The sequence below is a fragment of the Erwinia sp. E602 genome (assembly GCF_018141005.1).
Lineage (GTDB): Bacteria > Pseudomonadota > Gammaproteobacteria > Enterobacterales > Enterobacteriaceae > Erwinia.
In genome coordinates this window covers 176,611-191,231 of the sequence record NZ_CP046582.1, presented here as the reverse complement: position 1 = coordinate 191,231, position 14,621 = coordinate 176,611, and the positions used below count along the sequence as shown (strand labels likewise).

Sequence of the window (14,621 nt, the reverse complement as noted above, 5' to 3'; positions counted from 1 at the left end):
AGTGCAGCAGAAGATAGCATTAATATGGCGGGAAGGTAATATGACCTGCTACTCACGGGTACCCCCTTGGCAAACTCAGCCCGCGACGCGACACGGTCATCAGGAAGAGGTCATCCTCCCTGCCAGGGGCGGGTGACGAGGGCAGTCACTGCCAGGGTAGCGGTGTCTCTGGTGATGATAATATTGTGGGCGATGACTGTCGCTGTGACGATGGCAGGGGCGGAGACAGATGATCTGCCCCAGGCGGCGTGGTCAGCCAGGGGCAGGTTGTTCTCAGTGTCGGCTGGCACAACCACACTGGGCGATGTCCGGCAGCACGCCTTTACCCAGATGGGAGTGGCGCAACTTCAGCTCCCCGCGCCGCCACGCGCCGCTGTCGTCGGCACGGTTTTCCAGCAGGCGGTTCAGCGCTTCGGCAATCTGCAGATCGCTGCGCTGCGCCCAGGTGGTCAGGTGCCACGCCGGGAAGTGCGCTTCGGCCACGTCATCAAAACCGACCACGCCGATATGCGTTCCCTGGCCAAAGTCGCGGATCGCCTGCATGGCTCCAAAGGCCAGCACGTCGTTCTCACAGAACAGCGCGTCGATGCGATCCGCGCCGCGGGTTTTCTTCAGGTACTCAAGCGTGACCTTATAAGCCAGATCGCGATCGTAATGGCCGGCTTCCAGCACCTTATGCAGCGACTGCCCCGCCTCTTCCAGACAGGCCACGTACCCCTCCAGACGCATCAGCTCGGTGGTCGCATTGTTCAGCCCCTTCAGGTAGCCAAAACGCTGATAGCCCTGACCAAGCAGCAGCCTGGCGATCTCCGTTCCTGCCGTGAAACCATCGACGCTGATCGCTTCCACATCGGCATTATTGGTACTGCGGCAGACGTGGATCGACGGAATATGGTGCAGCGTCTCCGCCGTGGTAATCAGCTCATCGCTGAAAATAGTGGCGAGGAACAGCAGCCCGTCTACCTGCATCTGCCCGGCCATCTGCATCACCGACTGATAATCTTCGCCGGAGTCGACGTTGAGCAGCAGCGCCATATAGCCGCGTTCGTTTAGCTGGCGGGTGGTTTCCTGCAGCATCTTCAGGGTATGCGGATTGCTGAACTCATCGGTGACCACGCCAATAATGTTGGTTTTGCGCTGCTTTAAGCCGCGCGCCAGCAGGTTAGGGCGGAAGCCCAGTTTGTTGGCGGCGTTCATCACCAGCTCACGGGCTTCAGGTGAAATGGATGCTCCGGATTTGAACGCACGTAACACCGTCCATTTCGAAACCCCGGCCAGTTCGGCCACATCGCTGGCGGTGGATTTTTGCGCCTGCTTCTCTTTTACGCTGTTGTTTGTCATGGCTTACCAATGGGTCCGGGATGCTGAAGTCATGTGCTCAGAATAAAGGATCCCACCGCATCTCAACAGGTTGCCGTAGCGAATGTGTGGTGCACCTCCGTTTTTCGCTCGTGCCACCACACTATCTCGCAACATGATGTTGCTGCGATGTTTTATTTTGCTACCGTTGGCAAACTCCTTTGCCAACGGTAGCAAAGTCAGATAATATTCGATCCCGCTCACATTTGTTCTGCAACCCACTGTTTTAAAAACCCTAAATTCGCATAAAGCCATACTTTTATTGCGTGAATTTTTTGATTTGAAAACAGGTGATTAGGCAGATTGTTAAAAAAAAGATTGTGTGCATGAAGCGAAAGATTTTTCGCATCAAAACCATAACAAAGATAAATAAATTTCATTTTTCGTAGCAATGGTCGTTTTCAATCACCTCCCGACACGGGAAATCGCTTAGCATGGAAAATAGTTATCATGAAAAACAGCAGTAATATTGTGGTTACTCTCATCGGCGCGCTTCTGCTGCTGATGGGCCTGGCGCTGGCCGGCGGCGGCGCGTATCTGATCGCGCTCGGCGGCGCGTGGTTCTATCTGCCCGCCGGCCTGGCGATGGCCGCCACCGGCTTCGGCCTGATGAAAAAGCGCAGCTGGGCGCTGGTGGTTGCCTGGCTGCTGTTAGTGGTCAGCCTGGTCTGGGCGTTTAGCGAAGTCGGCACCGACTTCTGGCAGCTGGTGCCGCGTACCGTCACCTTCCTGGTGGTGGCGCTACTGGCAACGGCGTCCGCGCCGCTGCTGCGTAAAAAAGATGGATCGCGGGCGATCGCCTGCAAGGCCGCAGGCGGCCTGTCAGCGGCGCTGCTGGTAGCCATTGTGGCCATCTTTGCCGGCATGTTCCGCCCGCACGCGGAAGTGGAAGCCAGCGGTGAACCGCTGCCGGTGCTGGATAAAACCGCGGCGGATGACAGCGGTAACGACTGGGGCGCGTATGGCCGCAATACCGGCGGCCAGCGTTTTGCCCAGTTTAACCAGATCAACACCACCAACGTGAAAGACCTGAAGGTGGCCTGGACTTACCACACCGGCGATCTGGCGGTTAACGGGTCGGAATACCAGACCACGCCGCTGAAGGTCGGCAACACCATGTACGTCTGTACGCCGCTGAACAAGGTGATGGCGCTCGATCCTGTCACCGGCAAAGAGAAGTGGCGCTTCGATCCGAAAATCGAAGAGACCTCAGGCAACAAAACCTGGAAACGCTGCCGTGGCGTGGCGTATACCGAGCTGAGCGCGGCTCCGCAGGACGGCACCGCGCCATCCATCGCCGGTAACAAGCGCATTATCAGCACCACCGTGGATGGCCGCATCTTCTCGCTGGATGCGGAAACCGGCCAGCTTGACGAAAGCTTCGGTGATAAAGGCTTTGTTAACCTGCTGAACGGCCTCGGTGCCAGCGCGCACGGCTCCTACTATCTGACCTCCGCACCGCTGGTGGCCGACGGTATCGTGATGGTCGGCGGCAAGCTGAACGACAACCTGACCACAGGCGAAGCCTCCGGCGTGGTGCGCGGCTATGACGCGCGCAGCGGTAAACTGGTGTGGGCGTGGGACGCATCGCGCGGTGCAACCGACAGCACCCCGCTGCCAGAGGGAGAGACGTACCCGATTGAAACGCCGAACTTCTGGGGTACTGCAGCATATGACGCCAGACTGGGCATTGCCTACTTCCCGACCGGCAACCAGACGCCTGATTTCTGGACCGGCAACCGTCACGCCTACTCTGACGAGTATAACGACTCGATCGTGGCGGTTGAGCTGAAGACCGGTAAAGAGGTGTGGCACTTCCGCACCGCCAACCAGGATCAGTTCGACTACGACGTCTCCTCCCAGCCGATCCTCTATGATATGCCGGGCAAAGACGGCAGCATCACGCCGGTACTGATCCAGCTGACCAAGCGTGGCCAGGTGTTCGTGCTCGACCGCCGTACCGGTAAGCCGGTGGTCAAAGTCGAAGAGCGTAAGGTCTCCACCGACGCGATGCCGGGCATGAAAGTGGCCGCCACCCAGCCGTACTCCGCCATCTCCGTCGGTACCGCGGCGCTGAAAGAGTCGGATATGTGGGGCGCGTCGATCTTCGACCAGCTCTACTGCCGCGTGCAGTTTAAACAGATGCGCTGGGAAGGCGAATTTACCCCGCTGTCTGATAAGCAGCGCACGCTGATCTACCCGGGCTACTACGGCGGCTTTAACTGGGGCGGCGGCGCGATTGACCCGTCAACCGGCACGCTGATCGTTAACGATATCCGTATGGCGCAGTGGGGCCAGTTTATCAAACGTGAGGATGCCGACCGTCGCGGCCTGCAGGCGACCACCGAAGGCGAATACTCCGAGCAGCTGGGCACTCCGTGGGGCGTTGAACGCGGCATGTTTATGTCACCGCTGGGCGTGCCGTGCTTCAAACCGCCGTTTGGTACCATGACTGCCATTGACCTGGCGACCGGTAAAACCCGCTGGCAGGTACCGATGGGCACCATCAAAGATGCACCAATCCACGGCGTGGCGCCGGGTCTCGAAATCCCGCTGGGTATGCCAACCATGGGCGGCCCGCTGGTCACCAAAGGCGGCCTGACCTTCTTCCACGGCTCGCTGGACAACTTTGTGCGCGCGCTGGATAACAACACCGGTAAAGAGCTGTGGCGCGGCCGTCTGCCGGTGGGTGGACAGGGCGCACCGATGACCTATATCGGCGAAGACGGTAAGCAGTACATCGTGGTGGTGGCCGGCGGCGCAACCCGTACCGGCACCAACGATAACCGCGGTGATGACGTGATCGCTTACGCGCTGCCGTAAGGATTCAGGTTCACAATCCGTTGTACGTCACAGGCCAGCTGATGCTGGCCTGTTTTTTTTGATCAGAGTGCCGGTTCATCGAGTATCTGCAGCCTGCTCAACCGGGAACGGTAGTAACGCAGCACCGCCTCGACATCGTCCTCCGGCATAAAGGATTCCCGGTACGTTGACTCTACAATCTCCTGCTCTTTCACTAAGTCTGTCAGTAACGCGGCGGTAAGCCTTTTACTCAGACCAATGCTCTCTGCCAGTACTAAAAAATCCATTCCGAGATACTCGCCATAACGGGTGCTGAATCCGCCGGCCAGTGCTTTATCGCCTTCTTCACAGGCCAGCAGCGGCAGCGCCAGCGGTGCAGTAAAGTACGCCTGATAGGGCACCACGGAGACAAAGTCATACAGCGGCGAAAGCTGCGGCGGCTTATCCTGCGGTAGTAGCAGACCGAAATTACGCAGGTGCATATCGTTATTACCCAGCAGATATGCATAAACAATGCGCCGGAACAGATCGATTCTGAATGCCAGGTTATCGTTCACATTCGCAACCAGAAAGCGGGCTATCTGTTCGTAGCTGATCCATGACTTGCCGTCATCGGCGATTTTTCCGTACTTTTCATCGATGTCCATCGCTGCATCCAATTGCTCATGATGGACACCTTTGCCCCCGGCTGTTCGGTCAAAACGCTTAATTACGAAAGCATATTCCTCCTCATCGCCCGCCTGTTCTGACCGGAATGCCAGCAGGCCACAGGGGGGAACGTCAAATCCAAGCCGGCTCATCAGCGTCATGGTGGCATGTTCATTTTCAGCCAGCCGGGGAAACTCAACCGGAGAAGGCTTAAGAATGTACTCACCCTGTTTATCGATAACCGTAAACTCCAGATCCTGCAGAATCATCTGTAGCTTGGGCTGATAGCCAGAAATACTCATTCCCTTCTGCTTTTGCGGCAGTTCCTGCACAAACTGCGATCGGGTAAAACTCAGTTGCGGTTCGGTTCGACTCTGCCCCGTCAGTGCCTTCAGTCCACCGACACTGTAACCTTTCGCCCGTGCCGCTTCCCCGTTGAGCGGCGTCAGCAGTATCCGACAACGCGTCATGATCTCTCCTCCACGCTAAGTCTGACCGCACCCAGTAAATTTTCCCCGTTGTTAATCAACAGCCCCAGCAGATCGCGCTCGTCGATTTTTTGTAGCTGGCTGTAACGCCGCTTCAGCCAGCCCTCCGGCGCCAGTGAGGCGAAAAACGGATGCAGCGTCGCGCGGGGGAAGCTACGCCGCTCCACCGGAAGGCTGAGTGACAGCGCCGGTCCCGCATAATCCGCGTGGTACTCAAAAAGATAACCCTGCTCATTCTGGCTCAGAACACCGACCGGCCGATCGTACAGCCAGACGGTTACACGACGGCGCATAGCGTCACTCCCAACGCGTCAGCCACCACGTACACGCTGCCAAATTTGACCTGCTCCGGGTCTTTAAACAGACGCTTAAGCGTGGAAACCGAGAGACCGGTTTGCAGCTCCAGCGTGGCCAGATCGATGCCCAGCGCTTTACGCCGCTGGTTCAGCTGTGCGCCAAGTGCAGGCAGCGAGTGGATCTTTTGCCGTTCGGTCAAAGCAGCACTCTCACGCTGCCCGGCTGCAAATTCATTTTTGAGCTCGTCTACCAGCGTCGCAATGGTCTGTAGCCTTGCTAAGGACGTTTCTGACGTTTCATGGTTCATATTTGAGCCTCAAGTTAACTATTTTTACATTTTAGCTCATTTTTTGTCATTAACAACACTAAAAGGTCATATAAAAGCCATTTAATTTTAAAAATAAAATAAAAGTCAAAATATGACCAATTGCATTTTCACCTTATCATTAAACGACCAAAAATAACCTTTTAAAGTTAAAACAGGTCAAATATGCTGCATAAAACTCAAGGAGAAAACGATGCGCACCCAAAAAAGATGTCTCGGCTATGTGGCAATCGTGGTTGATGACTACGACAGGGCAATTGAGTACTACACCCAGAAACTGGGTTTCACCCTGGTCGAAGACACCCCGCAGCCGGGCAAACGCTGGGTGGTGGTGACGCCAGCTCCCGGAAGCGACTGCAATCTGCTGCTGGCACGCGCCTCCAGTGAACGGCAGTCAGGCTTTATCGGCGATCAGGCCGGAGGCCGCGTATTCCTGTTCCTGCAGACCGATGATTTCTGGCGGGATTACACGGCGATGAAGGAAAAAGGCGTGACGTTCTGCGAAGCACCGCGCGAGGAAGCGTACGGCACCGTGGTGGTCTTTGAGGACCTGTACGGTAACCGCTGGGATCTCTATCAGAACGCGCAGGGCTGATGCTGTCCGTTTTGTAATAAAAAAATAGCCGTATGCTCTCGCACACGGCCCTCCCTGAGTCACTTAATCAGAACGCAAAGCACGAACAGCCCAGCGCGCCCCAGAAGGCATTATCGTCAGATACCGGCACGCCGGAGTGGCGGGCGACATCGTGCGAGTGGCTGTGCACGCCGCACGGACCGCTGCACTGGTGCGGCTGTGAAGCAAAAGCGGCACGGCCGTGGGCCTGCGGCGGCGCAGAACGCCAGTGACCCGGCACCGTCACCACCGGTGACCACTCCGGCAGCACGACGATCGGCGGCGGTGACAGCGGGCTGAAGCGGCCGGCAGCATACACCACGTCGCCGTTCACCACGGTCATCACCGACTCGATGCCTTTGATCTCTTCCTCATGCACGCTGAAGTAGTCTTTTGACAGAATGGCCAGGTCGGCCAGCTGCCCCACCTTAATCTGCCCTTTCTTGCCCTGCTCGCTGGAGAACCAGGCGCTGCCCTGGGTCCACAGCATCAGCGCGGTTTCACGATCCAGACGGGCGTTCACGTCATACATCGCCATGCCGCCGACGGTGCGGCCGGACACCAGCCAGTAGAGCGCGGTCCACGGGTTATAGCTGGCCACGCGGGTGGCATCGGTGCCCAGCCCGACCGGCACGCCCATCTCCAGCATCTTCGCCACCGGCGGCGTCTGCTTCACCGCTTCATGGCCGTAGCGCTCGGCAAAGTATTCGCCCTGGAAGGCCATGCGGTGCTGTACCGCGATGCCGCCGCCCAGCGCCTTCACACGCTCAATGTTGGCTTCGGTAATGGTCTCCGCATGGTCAAAGATCCAGTGCAGGCCGTCAAACGGGATCTCACGGTTGACCTTCTCGAACACGTTCAGCATGCGGCTGATCGACTCGTTGTAAGTGGCATGCAGGCGGAACGGCCAGCGGTGTTCCACAAGGTGACGCACCACGCGCTCCAGCTCATCTTCCATACCCGGCGCCAGGTCCGGGCGCGGCTCCAGGAAATCCTCAAAGTCGGCGGCGGAGAACACCAGCATCTCGCCCGCGCCGTTATGGCGGTAGAAATCGGTGCCCTGGCCCGGCGACAGCATATCGGTCCACTTCTCGAAATCTTCCAGCTCGTGGCCCGGCCGCTGGGTAAACAGGTTATAGGCGATACGTACGGTCAGCTGCTTCTTAGCGTGCAGCTCGCTGATGACTTCATAGTCGTCCGGATAGTTCTGGAAACCGCCGCCGGCATCAATCGCGCTGGTCAGCCCGAGTCGGTTCAGCTCGCGCATAAACTGGCGGGTCGAGTTAACCTGCTGATCCAGCGGCAGCTTCGGCCCTTTCGCCAGCGTGGAGTAGAGCAGCATCGCGTTGGGACGGGCGATCAGCAGCCCGGTCGGATTGCCGTTGCCGTCGCGCTGGATCTCGCCGCCCGGCGGGTTTGGCGTGTCGCGGGTGTAGCCCACCACCTTCAGCGCGGCGCGGTTGAGCAGCGCGCGGTCATACAGGTGCAGGATAAACACCGGCGTATCCGGTGCCGCTTCGTTGATCTCGTCCAGCGTCGGCATGCGGCGCTCGGCAAACTGGAACTCGTTCCAGCCGCCCACCACCCGCACCCACTGCGGATTTGGCGTTCGCAGCGCCTGCTCTTTCAGCATGCGCAGCGCGTCGGCCAGCGAGGGCACGCCTTCCCAGCGCAGCTCAAGGTTATAGTTCAGACCGCCGCGGATCAGGTGCAGGTGCGAGTCGTTCAGCCCCGGAATACCGGTGTGCCCGTGCAGATCCACCACCTGCGTTGCCTCACCGGCAAACTGCATCACCTCCGCTTCGCTGCCCACCGCGAGGAATTTACCGTCTTTAATCGCTACCGCCGTCGCCAGCGGGTTTTCACGGTCCACCGTGTGGAACTTACCGTTAGTCAGAATCAGTGAGGCGTTATTCATCGTTACTCTCCAGGGCTTTGCTGCCGCGCGGGGCCAGCCAGTTTTTCAGTAAGGTGGTTAATGCCGGCATCCAGATATACACCACTAATGCGACAACACAGGCATCGTTCAGTAAATGTCCCCACAGCGTGCCGGTTGCCGCCGGCAGCAGCTGATGCCAGAACCACGGCACCAGGTTAGTGGAGGGAAAGATCACCGCCAGCGTCAGCAGAAACTGCTTCCACTTTTTCGGCGGCTGGCGTTCTGCTGTCGGTGGCGTAAACCAGAAGGCGGCTCCCGGGCGCACCTCAATATGTTCCGGCCCGCACAGCAGCGGCGGCAGCTCGGTGAGCAGCGTCTTACGCTGTTCAGAGTTAATCCAGTGGTAAAGATTATCCAGGCTGTCGAACCGTATCAGCACCGTCCACGTCTGCTCGCCGTGTACCGGGCGCAGCACGTTCACCCCAAGATGCCCCTCAAACAGTGCCGCCTGCGGCATCACTTTTTCCAGCCAGCGCTGATACTCTTCCTGCTTTCCCGCCAGCAGGCGGTGGGTGATCACCAGGGTGACGTGATCGGGCTGATGCGGATAATCCACGGTGCTCTCCTTTTACATGCCCCCGTCAGGGGGCCGCGATCAGGCTTTACGGGCCGGGGCTTTGTGTACCAGGGTGTAGGCGTAATCCACGCCCATACCGTAGGCGCCGCTGTGCTCGCGCACCAGGTCCATTACCGCGTCGTAGGTCTCTTTGCGCGCCCAGTCACGCTGGTACTCCAGCAGCACCTGCTGCCAGGTCACCGGCACCGCGCCCGCCTGCACCATGCGGTCAATCGAACGCTCGTGGGCGTCGACGCTGGTGCCGCCGGACGTATCGGTCACCACGTACACCTCAAAGCCCTCTTTCAGCGCCATCAGCGCCGGGAAGGTCAGGCACACTTCCGTCCACAGGGCGGAGATAATCAGCTTCTTACGGCCGGTGGCTTTCACCGCCGCCACGAAGGCCGCATCTTCCCAGGAGTTCATCGAGGTACGCTCAATCGGCTGCACCTCCGGGTGCACCGCCAGCAGCTCCGGCCAGATGTAGCCGCTGAAGCTTTCGGTTTCCACCGAGGTGTAAATGGTCGGAACGTTAAAAATCTTGCCCGCTTTGGCCAGCGCCACGGTATTATTTTTCAGCTGCTGGCGGTCGATGTTGGCGACGCCGAACGACATCTGCGGCTGATGGTCGATAAAGATCAGGGTGGAGTTCTGTGGGTCCAGCAGGTCGAATTTAGACATTTTTACATCCTCAGTAAGTTTGATTTTTTTCGGTTCGTCTTGCGTGTTGACACAATACGAAATGCGGGCCTGCGTTGATAACGGAAAGAATTCGGGTTGTTGTTAAACAATTTTTGGGTTGGGGAAAACCATGCGATTAAACCTTGAAGCGCTGCTGATTCTGGATGCGCTGGACCGCCACGGCACCTTTGCCGCGGCCGCGGCCAGGCTGTTTAAAACCGCCTCCGCGCTGAGCTATACCGTGCAGAAGATGGAGAGCGATCTGAACATCACCCTGCTGGATCGCTCCGGCCACCGCGCCACCTTTACGCCCACCGGGCGGCTGATGCTGGAGAAGGGGCGGGTGCTGCTGCGCGCCGTCGGCGAGCTGGAGCAGCAGGCGCAGTACGTTGAAAGCGGCTGGGAGAGCAAGCTGACCATCAGCCTCGATGCTTCGGTGCCGTTTGCGCTGCTGTCGCCGCTGATCGACGAGTTTTACCAGCATCACCAGCACACCCGGCTGCTGTTCCGTCACGACGTGCTGGCCGGCTGCTGGGAAGCGCTGAGCTACGGCGAAGCGGATATCGTGTTTGGCGCGGTGCAGCCGCCGGCGCGCCAGGGCGGCATTGACTACGTGCCGGTGGGGTGGCTGGAGTACGCGTTTGCCATCGCCCCCGATCACCCGCTGGCGGCGCTGCCCGGCCCGCTGCTGCGCGAGCAGATCCGCCAGTACCGCGCGGTGGTGGTCAACGACAGCTCACGCCACGCCGAAGGCATTGACCTGCGGGTGCTGGACGACCAGCCGATCCTCAGCGTGCACAGCTTCGCGGATAAGGTACAGGCGCAGCTGGACGGGCTGGGCTGCGGCTATCTGCCGCGCTACCTGGCCGCCCCGCACCTGGCCAGCGGCCGGCTGGTCGAGCGCCAGCTGGACAGCGAAGCGCGCCGCGACGAGGCGTTCCTCGCCTGGAACAAGACCTCAAGCGGCAACGCCGCCAGCTGGTGGCGTGAGAAGCTGCAGAACTTTGAGGGTATCAGCTCGGTGTACGCGCCGCTGTAATGGCATTGCCGGCCAGCGCCCTGCTGGCCGGTTAGCTGAGTGGTCACAGACTGAATCCGCGCGACAGAGCGGTTTCAGCTAAATTATCGCTTCCCTCTTCTCTCTTTCCTCTTTCCTCTCTGCCGGAAGCCGTTTCACTCTTCTGCCCCGGTATACGCGCCAGCGCAACTGGGGCGGGATCCGCTCAGCCCGGCGTTGCCTTGCCGGTCTTTTATCGTAATTCCTCCCATAGCATCTGGCGAAACGATCGGGAAATACTGCCGGTGTTATCAGGATTTCAGGCGCGGCACCCGCCTGCGCCTGCCCCATTACAGACAGGGAGGCAGTATGAACGGACGTTTTACAGGAAAAGTGATGGTAGTCACCGGAGCCGCGCAGGGCATCGGCCGCGCGGTGGCCGAACGGGCGGCGGCGGAAGGCGCCAGGCTGGCGCTGATTGACCGCGCCGGTTACGTCTGGGCGCGGCAGGAAGAACTGGAAAAAAACGGCGCTGAGGTCCTGGCGCTGCGTGCCGACCTGGAACAGTGGCAGGCAACGTCACGCGCCGTGGATAAAGTGCAGGCGCATTACGGGCGCATTGACGTGCTGATCAATAACGTCGGCGGCACGATATGGGCACGCCCCTTCGCGGAATACAGCTCGCAGCAGATAGAAGCGGAGGTGCGCCGCTCGCTGTTTCCGGCGCTGTGGGGCTGCCGCGCGGTGCTGCCGCTAATGCTGGCGCAGGGCGGCGGCAGCATTGTTAACGTCTCCTCCACCGCCACCGCAGGCATCAACCGCGTGCCCTACTCGGCCAGTAAAGGTGGCGTGAACGCGCTGACCCGCTCGCTGGCGATGGAGTACGCGCAGCACGGCATTCGCATCAACGCCACCGCCCCCGGCGGCACCGAGGCGCCGCCACGGCTGACGCCGCGTAATCAGGAAACCGCATCAGACCAGGAGCAGAGCTGGTATCAGCAGGTGGTGGATCAGACCTGCACCGCCAGCCTGCTGCACCGCTACGGCACGCTGGCGGAGCAGGCCGCCGCGATCCTGTTCCTCGCCAGCGACGAGGCCAGCTATATCACCGGCACGGTACTGCCGGTGGCGGGGGGCGATTTGGGATGAAAAAACCCGTCAGCACGACGTTAATCGTACTGACGGGTCTTCACAACCGGCTGATTACATTTAATGCAGCGAAATAAAGTGGTGCACCTGCGGTTTCTCCTCACCCTGGTGGAAGCGGGTCACGCTGCTCTGCAGATCGGCATCGGCGTTGGAAACGCGCTGGTGCTGGCGCAGATGCTCGTGCCATGACTCGACCAGGAACCACTCAATCAGCTTATTCGCGTCGTGGCTGTGTTCGGCAATGCCCCAGGCATAGGCACCGTCACGGCGGCGGGTCAGCGACAGTTTCTTAATCTCCGCCAGAAACGCCGGGCGATCCTCCTGCGCAATCCGGTACTCAATCTGAATCATTACCGGGCCGCGGTCGGCGGTTACGTCACCGTTGATCTGCGGTTCGTCCCAGTGGCCGGACGGCTGCAGATCCGCTTCACCGGCCGGCAGCTTAATGCGCAGGCAGATAATCGCCGACAGGGTCAGCACGACGGCAGCAGTCAGCAGCGTTGCCACCAGGCCTGTTTTCGCGGCAACCAGCCCCCAGAACAGGCTGCCGGCCGCCATCGCGCCGTTGAAAATCATCAGGTACACCGCCAGGCCACGACCGCGCACCCAGTCCGGCAGCACCGACTGCGCCACCCCGTTCAGCGAGGTCAGCGCGATAATCCAGCTGACGCCCAGCAGTACCATCAGCGGCAGCGCCAGCGCCTTAACCGGCAGCAGGGCAATCAGCAGCATCACGGCGGCGGAGAGCAGCGCCGACACCAGCATCAGCCCGTCCACGTTCATCCGCTGGCGCAGCGTCGGCAGCAGCAGCGCGCCGACAATCGCACCAATACCCACCGCCCCCAGCATCACGCCATAATACCCGGCCGTTCCCTGCAGCAGATTGCGGGCAACCAGCGGCAGCAGTGCCCAGATGGCGCTGGCGAAGAAGAAGTAGATGGCCGAACGTAGCAGCACCCGGTGCAGCTCGCGGCTGGCCTTCACGTAGCGGATACCGGCACGGAACGCGCCGAGGAAGTGCTCGGACAGTTCGTTCTGCGGCTTGTGCGGGCGCTTCCACAGCAGCAGCGCGGCGATGACAAACACATAGCTCAGCACGTCGGCCCCGTAGGCTGCCCAGGCACCCAGCGCCGCCAGCAGCAGGCCGCCGGTGGCCGGGCCGACGGCGCGGGCAATATTGATGCCAAGCGAGTTCAGCGCCACGGCGTTTTTCAGCTGCGGCCGCGCCACCAGTTCCGGCACGATCGCCTGCCAGGCCGGGCCCATCAGCGCCGCGCCGATACCGCCGATAAAGGTCAGCGCCACCAGGTACTCAACGGTCAGCAGGTTGTTCTGCGACAGAATCAGCAGCGTGGCGCTGACGCTGGCCAGCAGCAGCTGAACAAAAATCAGCAGGCGACGGCGGTCAAGGATGTCAGACAACACACCGGCCGGGATCGCCAGCAGAAAAATCGGCAGGGTGGCGGCGGTCTGCATCAGCGCCACGGCGGCCGGATTCGACGACAGCCCGGTCACCAGCCACGAACTGGCGACGTCACGCATAAAGCTGCCGGTGTTACCGAGGATGGTGGCCGCCCAGATCATCGCGAACAGCCCCTGCTTCAGCGGTGCGAAAGCACCCGTCTCACTGCTCTGGCTCATTTCTGGCTCCGTAAATCATGCCATGCGACGTACACCAGCGCGCCCGCCAGGCCGAGGTGCTCAAAGAAACCGTTCATCACCATCCCGCGTTCCGCAACCGGCACCTGCCAGAAGCGGTTAGCCATAAAGGTGGCGGCGAGGGTAAACAGCGCCAGCGCCAGCGCGCCCAGCCAGCGTAACCGGCCGCTGAGGATCAGCAGTGACGCGCCCAGTTCCAGCACAATCACCGCCATCGCCATCGGTGCCGCCGGTGACAGGCCAAAATGCTGCATTTCCGCGATGGCTCCGGGGAAGTCCAGCAGTTTGACCAGCCCGCCCTGCAGATACGCAGAACAGAGTGCCAGCAGCGCCAGCCAGCGGACGGCCGTTGATGAGATCGGTGAAGCAGGCAGAGCAAAAACAGGGGAATTACGCATGGCAGGCTCCTGCCGGAAGCCACGGTGGCTTCCGGCGTTAAGGGATAATCAGGCTTTACGGGCCGGGGCTTTGTGTACCAGGGTGTAGGCATAATCCACGCCCATACCGTAGGCGCCGCTGTGCTCGCGCACCAGGTCCATTACCGCGTCGTAGGTCTCTTTGCGCGCCCAGTCACGCTGGTACTCCAGCAGCACCTGCTGCCAGGTCACCGGCACCGCGCCCGCCTGCACCATGCGGTCAATCGAACGCTCGTGGGCGTCGACGCTGGTGCCGCCTGACGTATCGGTCACCACGTACACCTCGAAGCCCTCTTTCAGCGCCATCAGCGCCGGGAAGGTCAGGCACACTTCCGTCCACAGGGCGGAGATAATCAGCTTCTTACGGCCGGTGGCTTTCACCGCCGCCACGAAGGCCGCATCTTCCCAGGAGTTCATCGAGGTACGCTCAATCGGCTGCACCTCCGGGTGCACCGCCAGCAGCTCCGGCCAGATGTAGCCGCTGAAGCTTTCGGTTTCCACCGAGGTGTAAATGGTCGGAACGTTAAAAATTTTGCCCGCTTTGGCCAGCGCCACGGTGTTGTTTTTCAGCTGCTGGCGGTCGATGTTGGCGACGCCGAACGACATCTGCGGCTGATGGTCGATAAAGATCAGGGTGGAGTTCTGTGGGTCCAGCAGGTCGAATTTAGACATTTTCAGTTCCTCTTAAATTT

At 60.1% G+C, this 14,621-nt stretch carries 15 protein-coding genes; 4 read left to right on the top strand and 11 right to left on the bottom strand.

Going from position 1 to position 14,621, the window contains the following annotated elements:
* Positions 1 to 273: 273 nt before the first annotated feature.
* Together GKQ23_RS02245 and GKQ23_RS02240 are read right to left on the bottom strand one after the other, a co-directional pair.
* Positions 274 to 1,341, bottom strand: coding sequence for a LacI family DNA-binding transcriptional regulator (locus tag GKQ23_RS02245; protein WP_212409667.1), 1,068 nt, complete (start codon positions 1,339 to 1,341; stop codon positions 274 to 276).
* A gap of 218 nt (positions 1,342 to 1,559) precedes the next feature.
* The gene (locus GKQ23_RS02240; RefSeq protein WP_212409666.1) at positions 1,560 to 1,739 is read right to left on the bottom strand and encodes a hypothetical protein; all 180 of its coding nucleotides are present in this window, start codon (positions 1,737 to 1,739) and stop codon (positions 1,560 to 1,562) included.
* Between the two features lie 70 nt (positions 1,740 to 1,809).
* Here GKQ23_RS02240 and GKQ23_RS02235 point away from each other — a divergent pair, with 70 nt between their 5' ends.
* On the top strand, positions 1,810 to 4,182 hold the full coding sequence (locus GKQ23_RS02235; RefSeq protein ID WP_212409665.1) for a membrane-bound PQQ-dependent dehydrogenase, glucose/quinate/shikimate family: 2,373 nt from the start codon (positions 1,810 to 1,812) through the stop codon (positions 4,180 to 4,182).
* A 62-nt stretch (positions 4,183 to 4,244) separates the two neighbouring features.
* On the opposite strand, the gene GKQ23_RS02230 is transcribed toward GKQ23_RS02235, so the two are convergent.
* The 3 genes from GKQ23_RS02230 to GKQ23_RS02220 form a co-directional block, all read right to left on the bottom strand.
* Positions 4,245 to 5,141 (bottom strand): HipA domain-containing protein, encoded by an 897-nt coding sequence (locus tag GKQ23_RS02230; protein ID WP_249168466.1) that lies wholly within the window; start codon positions 5,139 to 5,141, stop codon positions 4,245 to 4,247.
* Between the two features lie 134 nt (positions 5,142 to 5,275).
* Positions 5,276 to 5,590 carry a HipA N-terminal domain-containing protein gene (locus tag GKQ23_RS02225; protein WP_212409663.1) on the bottom strand — a complete coding sequence of 105 codons (315 nt, stop codon included), beginning with the start codon at positions 5,588 to 5,590 and terminating at the stop codon, positions 5,276 to 5,278.
* Positions 5,575 to 5,901 carry a helix-turn-helix transcriptional regulator gene (locus GKQ23_RS02220; RefSeq protein WP_212409662.1) on the bottom strand — a complete coding sequence of 109 codons (327 nt, stop codon included), beginning with the start codon at positions 5,899 to 5,901 and terminating at the stop codon, positions 5,575 to 5,577. The genes GKQ23_RS02225 and GKQ23_RS02220 overlap by 16 nt, the downstream gene beginning before the upstream one ends.
* 211 nt (positions 5,902 to 6,112) lie before the next feature.
* On the opposite strand from GKQ23_RS02220, the gene GKQ23_RS02215 reads away from it, so the two are divergent.
* A complete protein-coding gene (locus tag GKQ23_RS02215; RefSeq protein ID WP_212409661.1) occupies positions 6,113 to 6,514 on the top strand; it encodes a VOC family protein in 402 nt (133 codons plus the stop codon).
* A 67-nt stretch (positions 6,515 to 6,581) separates the two neighbouring features.
* On the opposite strand, the gene GKQ23_RS02210 is transcribed toward GKQ23_RS02215, so the two are convergent.
* From GKQ23_RS02210 to GKQ23_RS02200, 3 genes are read right to left on the bottom strand one after another with little or no spacing between them, the layout of a single operon-like run.
* The gene (locus GKQ23_RS02210; protein ID WP_056232787.1) at positions 6,582 to 8,450 is read right to left on the bottom strand and encodes an amidohydrolase; all 1,869 of its coding nucleotides are present in this window, start codon (positions 8,448 to 8,450) and stop codon (positions 6,582 to 6,584) included.
* The gene (locus GKQ23_RS02205; protein WP_212409660.1) at positions 8,443 to 9,027 is read right to left on the bottom strand and encodes an antibiotic biosynthesis monooxygenase; all 585 of its coding nucleotides are present in this window, start codon (positions 9,025 to 9,027) and stop codon (positions 8,443 to 8,445) included. Before GKQ23_RS02205 ends, GKQ23_RS02210 begins: the two co-directional genes overlap by 8 nt.
* Before the next feature lie 39 nt (positions 9,028 to 9,066).
* Complete coding sequence (locus GKQ23_RS02200; RefSeq protein WP_056241168.1) at positions 9,067 to 9,708, bottom strand: hydrolase; 642 nt, start codon at positions 9,706 to 9,708, stop codon at positions 9,067 to 9,069.
* 130 nt (positions 9,709 to 9,838) lie between these two features.
* On the opposite strand from GKQ23_RS02200, the gene GKQ23_RS02195 reads away from it, so the two are divergent.
* Complete coding sequence (locus GKQ23_RS02195) at positions 9,839 to 10,747, top strand: LysR substrate-binding domain-containing protein (RefSeq protein WP_212409659.1); 909 nt, start codon at positions 9,839 to 9,841, stop codon at positions 10,745 to 10,747.
* Positions 10,748 to 11,074: 327 nt separating this feature from the next.
* On the top strand, positions 11,075 to 11,854 hold the full coding sequence (gene benD, locus GKQ23_RS02190; protein ID WP_212409658.1) for a benzoate diol dehydrogenase BenD: 780 nt from the start codon (positions 11,075 to 11,077) through the stop codon (positions 11,852 to 11,854).
* Between the two features lie 60 nt (positions 11,855 to 11,914).
* On the opposite strand, the gene GKQ23_RS02185 is transcribed toward benD, so the two are convergent.
* Genes GKQ23_RS02185 through GKQ23_RS02175 form a run of 3 tightly spaced genes read right to left on the bottom strand, consistent with a single transcriptional unit; the run spans position 11,915 to position 14,601 of the window.
* Positions 11,915 to 13,495, bottom strand: coding sequence for an MFS transporter (locus GKQ23_RS02185; protein ID WP_212409657.1), 1,581 nt, complete (start codon positions 13,493 to 13,495; stop codon positions 11,915 to 11,917).
* On the bottom strand, positions 13,492 to 13,911 hold the full coding sequence (locus tag GKQ23_RS02180) for a DoxX family protein (protein ID WP_212409656.1): 420 nt from the start codon (positions 13,909 to 13,911) through the stop codon (positions 13,492 to 13,494). The genes GKQ23_RS02185 and GKQ23_RS02180 overlap by 4 nt, the downstream gene beginning before the upstream one ends.
* Positions 13,912 to 13,959: 48 nt before the next feature.
* Positions 13,960 to 14,601, bottom strand: a complete 642-nt coding sequence (locus GKQ23_RS02175) for a hydrolase (protein WP_056241168.1) — start codon at positions 14,599 to 14,601, stop codon at positions 13,960 to 13,962.
* Positions 14,602 to 14,621 lie beyond the last annotated feature (20 nt).

Bases quoted from the DNA above. Each gene is read 5' to 3' on its own strand.
- GKQ23_RS02220 (WP_212409662.1), bottom strand. From the start codon at position 5,901: ATGAACCATGAAACGTCAGAAACGTCCTTAGCAAGGCTACAGACCATT.
- GKQ23_RS02175 (WP_056241168.1), bottom strand. From the start codon at position 14,601: ATGTCTAAATTCGACCTGCTGGACCCACAGAACTCCACCCTGATCTTT.
- GKQ23_RS02240 (WP_212409666.1), bottom strand. From the start codon at position 1,739: ATGAAATTTATTTATCTTTGTTATGGTTTTGATGCGAAAAATCTTTCG.
- GKQ23_RS02245 (WP_212409667.1), bottom strand. From the start codon at position 1,341: ATGACAAACAACAGCGTAAAAGAGAAGCAGGCGCAAAAATCCACCGCC.
- GKQ23_RS02225 (WP_212409663.1), bottom strand. From the start codon at position 5,590: ATGCGCCGTCGTGTAACCGTCTGGCTGTACGATCGGCCGGTCGGTGTT.
- GKQ23_RS02215 (WP_212409661.1), top strand. From the start codon at position 6,113: ATGCGCACCCAAAAAAGATGTCTCGGCTATGTGGCAATCGTGGTTGAT.
- GKQ23_RS02235 (WP_212409665.1), top strand. From the start codon at position 1,810: ATGAAAAACAGCAGTAATATTGTGGTTACTCTCATCGGCGCGCTTCTG.
- GKQ23_RS02210 (WP_056232787.1), bottom strand. From the start codon at position 8,450: ATGAATAACGCCTCACTGATTCTGACTAACGGTAAGTTCCACACGGTG.
- GKQ23_RS02200 (WP_056241168.1), bottom strand. From the start codon at position 9,708: ATGTCTAAATTCGACCTGCTGGACCCACAGAACTCCACCCTGATCTTT.
- benD (WP_212409658.1), top strand. From the start codon at position 11,075: ATGAACGGACGTTTTACAGGAAAAGTGATGGTAGTCACCGGAGCCGCG.
- GKQ23_RS02185 (WP_212409657.1), bottom strand. From the start codon at position 13,495: ATGAGCCAGAGCAGTGAGACGGGTGCTTTCGCACCGCTGAAGCAGGGG.
- GKQ23_RS02195 (WP_212409659.1), top strand. From the start codon at position 9,839: ATGCGATTAAACCTTGAAGCGCTGCTGATTCTGGATGCGCTGGACCGC.
- GKQ23_RS02180 (WP_212409656.1), bottom strand. From the start codon at position 13,911: ATGCGTAATTCCCCTGTTTTTGCTCTGCCTGCTTCACCGATCTCATCA.